Source organism: Hydrogenophaga sp. FW305-3-2-15-A-LB1 (assembly GCF_058787875.1).
In genome coordinates this window covers 1-10992 of sequence record NZ_JBYTAE010000123.1, presented here as the reverse complement: position 1 = coordinate 10992, position 10992 = coordinate 1, and the positions used below count along the sequence as shown (strand labels likewise).

The window sequence follows — 10992 nt, the reverse complement described above, 5'->3', positions numbered from 1 at the left end:
CAGTCTCGTGGGCTCGGAGATGTGTATACGAGACCGGTGGGGGTTCAGGCGCACGGGACGCGGGGTGTCGGCCTGGCGCGAGGACGGGGTGAAGGCGGAGAGGGCGTGGCGCGTGGGCGGCGCGACCTGCACGCTGGAGAGACCGGCCAGCCCCAGGGCGCAGGCGGCCATCAGCTGCACGCTGCGTTTCTCGAAATCCGAGATGGAGAGCGGGGACTGGAGACGAAAGCGGGACATCGGTGTGACTCCTTTGAAACGGGGAACGAAGCCGCATTACGCCCGCATCATCGGCCCGGGCCAAGCGCTTTTGCCTGCCGTTGCGCTCTGCCAAACACCTTTGCCTCAGACACATTTCCCCTCATCCGGTTACGGGTTCCGGCCGGATGCCCGACCTCGGGGACAATCGCTGTCTCACCATCGGCCAACAAGAGGCATTTCATGGGCAACCGACTCACCCAGATCGCCACCCGCACCGGCGACGCCGGCACCACCGGGCTGGGCGACAACACCCGCGTTTCCAAGGACAGTCTGCGCGTGCACGCCATGGGCGACGTGGACGAGCTCAACTCGCACATCGGCGTGTTGCTGTGCGAGGAGATGCCCGAGGGCGTGCGCCAGCTGCTGGTGGAGATCCAGCACCAGTTGTTCAACCTGGGCGGTGAACTGTCCATCCCGGGGTTTGAACTGCTCAAGCCCGAGGCCGTGCTCGCGCTCGACGAGGCGCTGGCCACGCACAACGAGGCCCTGCCGCGCCTGCAGGAGTTCATCCTGCCTGCCGGCAACCGCGCGGCCAGCCAGGCCCATGTGTGCCGCACGGTGGCGCGCCGCGCCGAACGCGCCGTGGTTGCGTTGGGTCAAGCCGAAGAGCTGAAGGAAACGCCGCGCCAGTACCTCAACCGCCTGAGCGACCTGATGTTCGTGCTCGCGCGTGTGCTCAACCGCATGAACGGCGGTGACGACGTCTACTGGAAGAGCGAGCGTCTGGCCAAGGCCGACGCACCATGAGGGTCGCCGTCGCCGCCTGGCTGGTGCTGGGCCTGGCCACCGGGGTGGTGGGGCCTGCCGCCGCGCAAGGCAAGGGCAAGAAGGCCGACACGGCGAGTGAGGTGACGCTGGTGTGCGAGGCGGCCTACCAGCCCGCGCGCACCACGTGGACGCGCACCGTGCGCATCGGCTACGACAAGAAGCGCGTGCGCTCGGTGCACATCGACGGCGTGCCGGTCTACACCTTCACGGTGCGGGAGACCGTGATCCTCACTGCGGTCGACAACGAGCGCATCCAGATCGACACCGCCGCCCAGACCTGGACCAGCGACTTCCGGGGCCAGGCCACGGCGCAGGGGCGCTGCGAACGCGGCTGAGCCGCCGACCGGTCAGCGCGGCCCCAGCACCGCCATCGTGATGCGCGAGACGCAGGTGAGTTCACCCGCCTCGTTCGTCAGGTCGATCTGCCAGACCTGCGTGGTGCGGCCGATGTGCACCGGCCGCGTGACGCCGGTCACCCAGCCGCTGGTGGCGCCCTTGAGGTGGTTGGCATTGATGTCCAGGCCCACCGCGCGGTGGCCTTCGGGGCAGCTGTAGGCCGCACCGCACGAGCCCAGCGTCTCCGCCAGCACCACGCTCACGCCGCCATGCAGCAGGCCATACGGTTGTTTGGTGCGGGTGTCCACCGGCACGCGGGCGCGGATGAAGTCGTCGCCGACCTCCAGGAACTCCACGCCGAGGTGTTGCACGGCGGTGTCCTTGTGGATGGCGGTGAGTTCGGCGACGGAGATGGGTTTTTTCCAGATGGGCAAGGTCGGGCTCCTGTGATGGTGGGGTCACTATAGGAGACGGCCGGTTTCCTTCGCAGAAGGCGGCGAATGCCTACAGACGGCGGCGGCGCGCGCCCGCACCATCCAGGTTGGAGCAACCCCTTCATGACACTCGCACGCCGCTGGGCCCTGGCCGCAGCCGCCCTGGTGGCGCTGTTGGTGTTCGCCTGCCTGGCCGTGTGGGCGTGGCTGCCCAGCGATGACGAGCTGGCGCGGCGGGTGGAGGCCGAATTCGAGGCCCGCCTGGGCCAGAAGCTCGTGGTGGGCGCGGTGCGCTGGCGCGTGCTCGGCGTGCCGGAAGTCGAGGTGCTGGACGCCCGCACCGAACAAGCCGAAGCCATCGAGGTGCGGCGCATCGCGATCCGCCCCCAGCTCATGCCCTTGTGGCGCAAGCGACTGGTCATCGACCGCCTGGAGGTGGATGGCGCCGTGGTGCCGCGCAAGGCGCTGGCCGCCTACCGGGGCAAGACCACGGACCGCCAGGCGGGCACGCTGGTCCTGCGCTCGATCGTGTTCACCGACGTGACCTACATCTCCTACAGCGAGGTGCCGGTGGTGTACGAGGGCGAGATCGAGCTGGACGAGGACCGTCGGCCGGGCCGCCTGCAGATCCGCCGGCCGGACGCGAATCCACCGGTCTCGCTGGACGCCACGCGCGACGGCCGAGCCGAAGCCGGCGCGGACCTCTACCAACTGCGTGTGCAGGCGGGTGGCGGATCGGCGAACGGCCAGGCACGGCTGGCCACCTCGGCCGACGGCCGCATGGTGCTCCAAGGGGAACTCGCGCCAAGGCGCGTGGACGTGGCTGCGCTGATGGACGCCTTTCACCGGCGCTCGTTCGTCGGTGGCCTTGCCTCGGGCCAAACGGCACTGAGCGCCGAAGGCGACACGGCGGTCGAGCTGTTCCGCTCGCTGCGCACGCGCAGCGTGCTCGACGTGGAGCGCGCCCGCCTGTTGCGCATCGACCTGGACAAGGCCATCAAGTCCCTGGGCGAGGACCGCGCCGGCCAGACGCCGCTGGACAGCCTCAGCGGCGTCATGGCCACGCGCAACACCGAACAGGGCATGCGGACGGAGTTCACCGAGGTGAAGGCGGTGGCGGGCAGCTACAGCGCCACGGGCAAGGCCACGCTGCACCGCCAGCAGATCGACGCGCAAGGGGAGCTGGCGATTGGCGGCGGCATCGTGAGCGTGCCCTTCGCCGCGAAGGGGCCCACGCGCGAGCCGGCGGTGGAGATTTCCTGGGGCGCCCTGGCCGGGGCGGCGGTCGGCACGGCGATCCTGCCGGGCATCGGCACCGCCATCGGGTCCCGGATCGGCGGCGCGGTCAGCGGGCCGCCGAAGGTGGGGGCGGACAAGGCCGCCCCCGAGCGCACGCGCCGGTGAAGAGGTTCAGGCCTTGGGCGTGGCCCGGCCGCGGTTGAGCAATGCGTACAGGATGATCGCGCCGAAGGTGGCCGTTCCGATGCCCCCCAGCGCGAAGCCGCCGAACTTCAGCGTGTAGTCGCCCGTGCCCAGGATCAGCGTGATCGCGGCCACCAGCAGGTTCTTGTTGTCGGAGAAATCGACCTTGTTGTCGACCCAGATCTTGGCGCCGGCGATGGCGATCAGGCCGAACACCACGATGGACACGCCGCCCATGACGGCCAGCGGAATGGCCTGGATCAGCGCGCCGAACTTGGGGCTGAAGCCCAGCAACACGGCCATCAGGCCCGCCACCAGGAAGATCGCGGTGGAGTAGATCTTGGTCGCGGCCATCACCCCGATGTTCTCGGCGTAGGTCGTCACGCCGGTGCCGCCCGCGCTGCCGGCCACCATGGTGGCCACGCCGTCGCCGATGAAGGCGCGGCCCATGTACTGGTCCAGGTTGCGGCCGGTCATGGCGGTCACGGCCTTGATGTGGCCCAGGTTCTCCGCCACCAGGATGATGGCCACCGGCGCGATCAGCAGCATGGCGTTCATCTGGAACACCGGCGCGCTGAAGCTGGGCATGCCGAACCAGGCGGCGTTGGCGATGCCGGAGAGGTCCAGCGGCTTGCCCATGCCCAGCCCGTTGGTGAGCACGGCGTAGAGGATGCTGGCGATGATCAGGCCCATGAGGATCAGCAGGCGCTGGACCATGCCGCTGGTGAACACGGCCACCAGCGCGACGCAGACGAAGGTGATGCCCTGCATCCAGGCGTCGAAGCCGGTGGGCGCCATGTTCTTGATGGGGATGCCGGCCAGGTTCAGGCCGATCACCGCGACCACCGCGCCGGTGACCACGGGCGGCATGAAGCGCTCGATCCAGCCCGTGCCCACGGCCTGCACGATGGCGCCGATGAGGGTGTAGACCAGGCCGCAGGCGATGATGCCGCCCAGCGCCACGCCGATGTTGGCGTTGGGGCCCGGGCCCGCGTAGCCGCTGGCGGCGATCACCACGCCGATGAAGGCGAAGCTCGAACCCAGGTAGCTGGGCACCTTGCCGCCGGTGATGAGGAAGAAGATCAGCGTGCCGATGCCGCTCATGAGGATGGCGACGTTGGGGTCGAAGCCCATCAGGATGGGGGCGAGCACCGTGGCGCCGAACATGGCGATCAGGTGCTGCACGCCCATCACCGCCGTCTGTGGCCAGGGCAGGCGCTCATCGGGCGCGATCACGCCGCCTTGGTTGAGCGTGGAAGCCGATTTCTCCGTCCAGTTGAACATGCCCATGGCACGGTCTCCTCGTTGTCGTGTTGTGAAAAAAGGCGCCCCTCGCGCCGCAGGCATTGTGCCCGCAAAGCCTCGGAGCCGCAGCAGACTTAACACGCTTAAGTTTCGACCCCGAGGCGCGCAAAGTTTACGCAGAACCCCGCATGAGGGAGGCCGTTTTTCGCTCCTAAAGTGCGCCTTCACCCTTCAAACCCGAAACGCTGGAGACACCATGGAATTCCTCAGCACCGCCGACTTCTGGGTCGGTCTGGTGAAGATCATCTGGATCAACATCATCCTGTCGGGCGACAACGCCGTCGTCATCGCCCTGGCGGCGCGCTCGCTGCCGGCCGAGCAGCAACGCAAGGCCATCCTGTTCGGCTCGGGCGCGGCCGTGGTGCTGCGCATCGTGCTCACGGTGGTGGCGGCCAAGCTGCTGGAGCTGTCGTTCCTGCAGGTCATCGGCGGCGTGCTGCTGCTGTGGATCGGCTACCAGCTGCTCAGCGGCGACGAAGACGGCGAGGACGGGCACCACAAGGGCACGGGCACGATGATGGCCGCCATCCGCACCATCCTGATCGCCGACCTGGTGATGAGCCTGGACAACGTGATCGCCGTGGCCGCGACGGCGCAGGGCAACATGGTGCTGCTGATCCTGGGCCTGGCGATCAGCATTCCGCTGGTGGTTTTCGGCTCCACGCTGATGATCAAGCTCATGGGGCGCTTCCCGGTCATCGTGACCCTGGGCGCCGCCCTGATCGGCTGGGTTGGCGGCGAAACCGTCGTCAACGACCACCTGATGCAGGGCTACACCATGGCCCACCCCTGGCTGCACTACGTCGCGGCGGCCACGGGGGCGCTGCTGGTGGTGGGGCTGGGCAAGTTCATGCAGGCCCGCGCCACGAGCAAGGCCGAGGCCTGAGGGGGGCGCCAGCGCCCTGGCCCCGCCCGTCTCTCAACCGATCGCGGGCAGCACCTCGCCCCGGCTCTCGCCGAAGCCGATGCGCGCCGCGCCCGGCTTCTCGCACCAGCCGCGCAGGATCACCGTGTCGCCGTCTTCCAGGAAGCGGCGCTGCGCGCCGATGCCCGGCAGCGGCACGTCCTTTGTGCCGCCCACGCTGAGTTCCACGATGGCGCCGGCCTCGGCGTGCGTGGGGCCCGAGATGGTGCCGGTGCCCAGCAGGTCGCCGGGCTGCAGGTTGCAGCCGCCCACGCTGTGCTGCGCGACCATCTGCGCGATGGTCCAGTACTGGTGGCGAAAGCTCGTGGCCGAGAGGCGGTCGGGCGCGATGCCGCGCTCGCGGTGCTCGCGCGATTCCAGCCGCACTTCGAGCTGCACGTCCACGCCGCCGCGCTCGCTGTTGGCCGCGCTGTCCAGGTAGGCCAGCGGCTGCGGCTCGTCGGCCGGGTGCGCGAAGGGCACGCGGTAGGGCGCGAGCGCTTCCAGCGTCACGATCCAGGGCGAAACCGTGGTGCAGAAGTTCTTGCCCAGGAAGGGGCCCAGCGGCGCCATTTCCCAGAACTGGTGGTCGCGCGCCGACCAGTCGTTGAGCAGGCACATGCCGAAGATGTGCTGCTCGGCCTCGGCCAGCGGAATCGGCTGCCCCATGGCGTTGCCCGGGCCGATGTAGAAGCCCATCTCCAGCTCGTAGTCGAGCCGGTGGCAGGGGCCGTAGGCCGGCGCGGCGGCGCCCGGTGCCATGGCCTGGCCCATGGGGCGGCGAAACGCCGTGCCGCTGACCACCACGCTGGAGGCGCGGCCGTGGTACGCGATCGGCAGCCACTGGAAGTTGGGCGTGAGCGGGTCGTCCGGGCGCATCACCCGGCCGACGTTGCGCGCGTGGTGGATGGAGGTGTAGAAGTCGGTGTAGTCGCCGATGCGCGTGGGCACGCGCATCTCCACCTCGGCCTGCGGCACCAGGCTGGCGCGCAGCGCGTTCACGCCGGGGCCGTTGGCGCCGGTCTTGAGCAGGTCGAACAGCGCGTGGCGCAGCGCGCGCCAGGCGGTCGGGCCCAGGGCCAGGAAGTCGTTGAGCGCGTCGCCGGTGCAGGCGTTGACGGCCTGCGAAGCCGGGCCCGAGACCGCGTTGTCGCGCGCGATCGCGGCCAGGTCGATCACCTGGTCGCCGATCGCCACGCCACCGCGGAAGGCCTCGCTGGAACCCTTGCGGCGGAAGACGCCGAAGGGCAGGTTCTGGATCGGGAAATCGGTGCCCGGGGCGTTGGCCGATTCGAGCCAGCTGCGGGTGTTCGCGTCGTGGGTGTGGTTGAGTTCCATGGTCATGCGGCGGTGGCTTGGAGGGCGTCGTCGAAGATGGCCACGGCACGGGTCCAACCCGCCGAGGCGCCTCGGATCTTGTGGGGGAAGCAGGAGATGAAGAACCCGTCGGCCGGCAGGGCCTCGAGGTTGTGCATCTTCTCGATGTGGCAGTAGCCGATGTCGCGCCCGGCCTTGTGGCCTTCCCAGATCAGCGAGGCGTCTTTCGTCTCGCCATACTTCTGCGCGGTGTGCACGAAGGGCGCGTCCCAGCTCCAGGCGTCGGTGCCGGTCAGGCGCACGCCGCGTTCCAGCAAATACATGGTGGCTTCATAGCCCATGCCGCAGCCGGCCGAGACGAAGTCGTTGTGGCCGTAGCGCGAACCGGCGCGCGTGTTCACCACCACGATCTCCAGCGGCTTGAGGGTGTGGTTGATGCGCTTCAACTCGGCTTCCACGTCGGCGGCCGTGACCACATAGCCATCGGCGAAGTGGCGGAAGTCCAGCTTCACGCCGGGCTGGAAGCACCACTCCAGCGGCACGTCGTGGATGGCGATCGCGGGCTTCTTCTCGCCCAGCGCCTTGTCCATGGTGGAGTGGAAGTGGTAGGGCGCATCGAGGTGCGTGCCGTTGTGCGTGGAGAGCTGCACCAGCTCCACCGCCCAGCCTTCGCCGTCGGGCAGGTCTTCCTTCTTCAGCCCTGGGAAGAAGGGCTCGATCTGCTCGAAGGTGTTGTCGTGCGTGAAGTACTGGATCTTGGGGGCGAACGCGGGCGGGTCGCTCACCACGTCGTTCTCCAGGTAGATGGACAGGTCGATGAATTTGCGGGGCATGGCGGTGTTCTCCAGTGGGGCGGTGATGTTGGGAATCAGGGGCGTTGCCAGCGCAACAGCGAGCGTTCGGCCAGGGCCAGCACCACGTTGCTGGCAAAGCCCATGGCGCCGAGCAGCACGATGCCGGCGAAGAGTTCGCTGGCCTGGAACGAGCGCGCGGCCAGCAGGATGGCCTGGCCCAGGCCGGGTTGCGAGGCGATCATCTCGCCCACCACCGAGACGATGAGCGAGACCGTCATCGACAGCCGCATGCCGGCCAGGATGTCGGGCATGGCGTTGGGCAGGCCGATCTTGAGCACGAAGGCCAGGTGGCTGAGTTCCAGCGAGCGCGAGACCTCGCGCAGCTGCTTGTGCACGTTGGCCAGGCCGTGCAGCGTGGCCAGCAGCACCGGCCACATGGCACCGAAGGCGACCACGGCCAGCACCATGCCGCCGGAGAGGCCGAACAGCGCGATGGCCAGCGGCATCACGGCCGAAGCCGGCAGCGGGCGGATGAACTCCAGGGTCGGGCCGATCCATTCGCTGGCGCGCTGCGAGCTGCCGATCAGCGCGCCCAGGGCGATGCCCAGCGCGCTGGCCAGCACCCAGCCGCTGAACATGCGGCTGAGCGTGGCCCAGGTGTAGGCCGCCAGGTCGCCGCCGGCCAGGCCTTGCACCAGGCTTTGCAGCGTGGCCTGCGGCGTGGGCAGGAAGGCGCGGTTGACCCAGCCACTGGTGCTGGCGGCCCACCACAGGGCGATGAAGGCGGCCAGCACGAGCAGGGAGCCCGAGGCGCTGCCGAGCGCGTTCAAGGTGCGGTTGGTTTTGTGTGCGGCGCTCATTCGAAATCCTTCGTGCTCCGCACCGCGGTGCGAGCTTGCTTGGGGCGGCCCTGCGCGGCGCTCATGCGGCCTGCTCCCCCATGGCGCGCGCCACGCGGCGCTGCAGCGCGAGCGCGCCGACGTTGATGACGTAGCCCACGACACCGATCCAGGCCAGCCAGGCCAGCATCAGCGCCGGGTCCAGGCTTTGTTGCGCGATCATCATCGCGTAGCCCATGCCGTGCGGGTTGGCCGCGATCTCCACCGTGACGGCGACCACCAGGGCGATCGCCACGCCCAGGCGCAGCGCGACGAACAGGCGCGGCACGATGGCCGGGCCGATGATCCAGGCGAAGCGCTGCCGCGGCGTGAGTTCCAGCGCGCGCGCCACCTCCAGCAGGCGGGGCTCGACCTGTTGCACCGCGGCCTGCGTGAGCACCAGCATGGGCCACAGGCAGGCGAAGGCGACCACGCTGAGCTCCATGCGCAGGCCGAAGCCGAACACCAGCATGGCCAGCGGGATCAGCGCCACCGACGGAATGGGGCGCGCGACTTCCACGCTCAGGAAACCGAGCTGCGCGGCGCGCCGCGACAGGCCCAACAAGGTGCCCAGCAGCAGGCCGCCGAGCGCGCCGATCAGCAGGCCGAGCGCGGCCGTGCCGAGCGTGAAGGCCGTGGCCTCCAGCAGCGAGCCGTCGGTGACCGCGCCGCCGAAGGCGCGCAGCGCGGCGCTGGGCGGGGCGATGGCATCGCTGCCCTGGCCCGTGGTGCGGGCCCAGATTTCCAGCGCGCCCAGCAGCAGGGCCGGGAACGCAAGGGACTTCAGCTTCATCGTTCAGTGCCCGAGGTAGTGGTAGAGCTCGCGGCGCAGGCGCAGGAACTCGGGGTGTTCCTTGGTGCTGAGCTGGTCGCGCGGCTGTGGCAGCGGCACGTCGATCAGCGCGGCCAGGCTGGGCAGCTCGGGCGTGGGGTTGCTGCGCAGCGCGATCACGCGGTCGCCCAGGTACAGCGCTTCCTCCAGGTCGTGGGTGACGAACATCACCGTCAGGCCTTCCTCGCGCACCAGGCGCGCCAGCTCGTCCTGCAGGGTCTCGCGCGTCATCGCGTCGAGCGCGCCGAAGGGCTCGTCCATCAGCATCACGTCGGGCCGCTGGGCCAGGCAGCGCGCGATCTGCACGCGCTGCTGCATGCCGCCCGAGAGCTGCGCCGGGAACTTGTGCCCGTGCGCGGCCAGGCCCACGGTTTTCAGCACGTGCTCGATGCGCGCGGGCCGTTCGGCCGCCGGCACGTTCGCCGCCTCCAGCGCCAGGCTCACGTTGGCCTGCACCGTGCGCCAGGGCAGCAGGGCGCGCCCGTAGTCCTGGAACACGAACGCCACCTCGCGGCTCGGGCCGGTGATGGGCGCGCCCTGGCGGCGCACGCTGCCCTGGCTGGGCGTCACGAAGCCGGCGGCGGCGCGCAGCAGCGTGGTCTTGCCGCAGCCCGAGGGGCCGATCACGCACACGAACTCGCCGCGCTTCACCGTCAGTTCGGTGGGTGAGAGGATTTGCCGGCCACCGAGTTCGATGGCGACGCGGTCGAAGTGCAGAACGGTATCGGTCATGGTCGAAGCGGCGCTGGCGTGGGGCGTGGCGTGCCTCACTTGGCGATCAGGCGCGCCACGTCGGGCACCGTCTTGAGCATGCCCTGGTCCTTCATGAGGTCGACCCAGTAGCTGAGCTGCTTCTCGGTCACCACCGCCATGGGGGGCGAGATCTGCACCTTGGCGATCACCTCGGGCGGCAGCTTGATGTACTTGCCGATGGCCGCGCGCACGGCAGCGTCGTTCTTCGGCTGGTTCATGAAGGCCGCGGCCTCCTGCACGGCCTCGCGGAAGCCGCGCGCGGCCGCCGGGTTTTTGGCCACCCAGTCGCGGCGCGCGACGTGGATGATGGTGGGCTGGTTCTCGGGCAGGAAGGTCGAGTAGTACGAGGCCACGTAACCCACGCCGGAGTCGGTGATGCGGCTCATGAAGGGGTCGGCGCTCACCACGGCGTCCACCGAACCGCCGCGCAGCAGGTCGCCGTGCTGCGGGAACGAGGCTTCGACGAAGTTCACCTTGGTGTAGTCCACGCCCTGGCTCTTGAGCCAGGCGCGGAAGGTCACGTGCAGGAAGGCGCCCAGGCCGGGCACGCCGATCTTCTTGCCCACGCAATCCTGGGCCTTGCGGATGCCGCTGCCGGCCTTGGCCACCAGGCCGAAACCGGTGATGGTCTTGGAGGTCACGCCGGCACCGGCGACCACCACGTGGTCCAGGCCGCCGTCCACCGACTGCAGGTACACGCTGGGCGTGGGGCCGCCGATCTGCAGCGAGTCGGCCTGCACCGCGGCCGGGATGGTGGAGTTGATCGGGATGAACTTGAGCTCCACGTCGAGCAGGCGCTTCTTGAAGTAGCCGTTCTCGGCCGCGACGAACACCGAGGCGAAGTCGGTCACGGCGGTGTAGCCGAACACGATCTTGGTGGGGCTCTGCGCGAAAGCCGGCAGGCTCACGGCGGCGGCGGGAACAGAGGCCAGGGCGGCCAGGGCGGTGCGACGTTTCATTGGGGTCTCCTGTGGTTGGTTTTGCTCGGGGG

The 10992-nt window shown here is 69.3% G+C and carries 13 protein-coding genes; 4 read left to right on the top strand and 9 right to left on the bottom strand.

From position 1 onward, the window contains the following. Positions 1-237: hypothetical protein (locus AC3WPZ_RS26220; protein WP_492442306.1), on the bottom strand; the 237-nt coding region annotated here is incomplete at its 3' end. Positions 238-438: 201 nt separating this feature from the next. On the opposite strand from AC3WPZ_RS26220, the gene AC3WPZ_RS26215 reads away from it, so the two are divergent. Together AC3WPZ_RS26215 and AC3WPZ_RS26210 are read left to right on the top strand one after the other, a co-directional pair. Next, complete coding sequence (locus AC3WPZ_RS26215; RefSeq protein WP_291119221.1) at positions 439-1005, top strand: cob(I)yrinic acid a,c-diamide adenosyltransferase; 567 nt, start codon at positions 439-441, stop codon at positions 1003-1005. Further along, entirely contained in the window at positions 1002-1361 is a 360-nt protein-coding gene (locus tag AC3WPZ_RS26210; protein WP_492442304.1) for a hypothetical protein, read from the top strand. Before AC3WPZ_RS26215 ends, AC3WPZ_RS26210 begins: the two co-directional genes overlap by 4 nt. Before the next feature lie 12 nt (positions 1362-1373). Here the strand turns inward: AC3WPZ_RS26210 and AC3WPZ_RS26205 are convergent, their stop codons facing one another. Continuing rightward, entirely contained in the window at positions 1374-1796 is a 423-nt protein-coding gene (locus tag AC3WPZ_RS26205; protein WP_382163513.1) for a hotdog fold thioesterase, read from the bottom strand. 123 nt (positions 1797-1919) lie between these two features. Between AC3WPZ_RS26205 and AC3WPZ_RS26200 the strand changes: the two genes are divergently transcribed. Further along, on the top strand, positions 1920-3200 hold the full coding sequence (locus tag AC3WPZ_RS26200; RefSeq protein ID WP_492434553.1) for an AsmA family protein: 1281 nt from the start codon (positions 1920-1922) through the stop codon (positions 3198-3200). Between the two features lie 6 nt (positions 3201-3206). Here the strand turns inward: AC3WPZ_RS26200 and AC3WPZ_RS26195 are convergent, their stop codons facing one another. Next, a complete protein-coding gene (locus tag AC3WPZ_RS26195) occupies positions 3207-4508 on the bottom strand; it encodes a solute carrier family 23 protein (protein ID WP_382163510.1) in 1302 nt (433 codons plus the stop codon). A gap of 211 nt (positions 4509-4719) precedes the next feature. Between AC3WPZ_RS26195 and AC3WPZ_RS26190 the strand changes: the two genes are divergently transcribed. Continuing rightward, on the top strand, positions 4720-5409 hold the full coding sequence (locus tag AC3WPZ_RS26190) for a TerC family protein (protein WP_382322685.1): 690 nt from the start codon (positions 4720-4722) through the stop codon (positions 5407-5409). 33 nt (positions 5410-5442) lie between these two features. On the opposite strand, the gene fahA is transcribed toward AC3WPZ_RS26190, so the two are convergent. The 6 genes from fahA to AC3WPZ_RS26160 form a co-directional block, all read right to left on the bottom strand. Then, positions 5443-6765, bottom strand: a complete 1323-nt coding sequence (gene fahA / locus AC3WPZ_RS26185) for a fumarylacetoacetase (protein WP_492442308.1) — start codon at positions 6763-6765, stop codon at positions 5443-5445. A 2-nt stretch (positions 6766-6767) separates the two neighbouring features. Further along, positions 6768-7577, bottom strand: coding sequence for a cyclase family protein (locus tag AC3WPZ_RS26180; RefSeq protein ID WP_382163506.1), 810 nt, complete (start codon positions 7575-7577; stop codon positions 6768-6770). Between the two features lie 35 nt (positions 7578-7612). Beyond that, complete coding sequence (locus AC3WPZ_RS26175) at positions 7613-8398, bottom strand: ABC transporter permease (RefSeq protein ID WP_492442302.1); 786 nt, start codon at positions 8396-8398, stop codon at positions 7613-7615. 61 nt (positions 8399-8459) lie between these two features. Then, on the bottom strand, positions 8460-9209 hold the full coding sequence (locus AC3WPZ_RS26170) for an ABC transporter permease (RefSeq protein WP_382322688.1): 750 nt from the start codon (positions 9207-9209) through the stop codon (positions 8460-8462). A gap of 3 nt (positions 9210-9212) precedes the next feature. Further along, entirely contained in the window at positions 9213-9980 is a 768-nt protein-coding gene (locus AC3WPZ_RS26165; RefSeq protein WP_382163500.1) for an ABC transporter ATP-binding protein, read from the bottom strand. Between the two features lie 35 nt (positions 9981-10015). Continuing rightward, positions 10016-10960 carry an ABC transporter substrate-binding protein gene (locus AC3WPZ_RS26160; RefSeq protein WP_382163794.1) on the bottom strand — a complete coding sequence of 315 codons (945 nt, stop codon included), beginning with the start codon at positions 10958-10960 and terminating at the stop codon, positions 10016-10018. Positions 10961-10992 lie beyond the last annotated feature (32 nt).

Excerpts from the sequence above, each read along its gene's own strand:
- AC3WPZ_RS26180 (WP_382163506.1), bottom strand. The coding sequence starts at position 7,577 with ATGCCCCGCAAATTCATCGACCTGTCCATCTACCTGGAGAACGACGTG.
- AC3WPZ_RS26165 (WP_382163500.1), bottom strand. The coding sequence starts at position 9,980 with ATGACCGATACCGTTCTGCACTTCGACCGCGTCGCCATCGAACTCGGT.
- AC3WPZ_RS26175 (WP_492442302.1), bottom strand. The coding sequence starts at position 8,398 with ATGAGCGCCGCACACAAAACCAACCGCACCTTGAACGCGCTCGGCAGC.
- AC3WPZ_RS26190 (WP_382322685.1), top strand. The coding sequence starts at position 4,720 with ATGGAATTCCTCAGCACCGCCGACTTCTGGGTCGGTCTGGTGAAGATC.
- AC3WPZ_RS26160 (WP_382163794.1), bottom strand. The coding sequence starts at position 10,960 with ATGAAACGTCGCACCGCCCTGGCCGCCCTGGCCTCTGTTCCCGCCGCC.
- AC3WPZ_RS26170 (WP_382322688.1), bottom strand. The coding sequence starts at position 9,209 with ATGAAGCTGAAGTCCCTTGCGTTCCCGGCCCTGCTGCTGGGCGCGCTG.
- AC3WPZ_RS26195 (WP_382163510.1), bottom strand. The coding sequence starts at position 4,508 with ATGGGCATGTTCAACTGGACGGAGAAATCGGCTTCCACGCTCAACCAA.
- AC3WPZ_RS26200 (WP_492434553.1), top strand. The coding sequence starts at position 1,920 with ATGACACTCGCACGCCGCTGGGCCCTGGCCGCAGCCGCCCTGGTGGCG.
- AC3WPZ_RS26215 (WP_291119221.1), top strand. The coding sequence starts at position 439 with ATGGGCAACCGACTCACCCAGATCGCCACCCGCACCGGCGACGCCGGC.
- fahA (WP_492442308.1), bottom strand. The coding sequence starts at position 6,765 with ATGGAACTCAACCACACCCACGACGCGAACACCCGCAGCTGGCTCGAA.
- AC3WPZ_RS26210 (WP_492442304.1), top strand. The coding sequence starts at position 1,002 with ATGAGGGTCGCCGTCGCCGCCTGGCTGGTGCTGGGCCTGGCCACCGGG.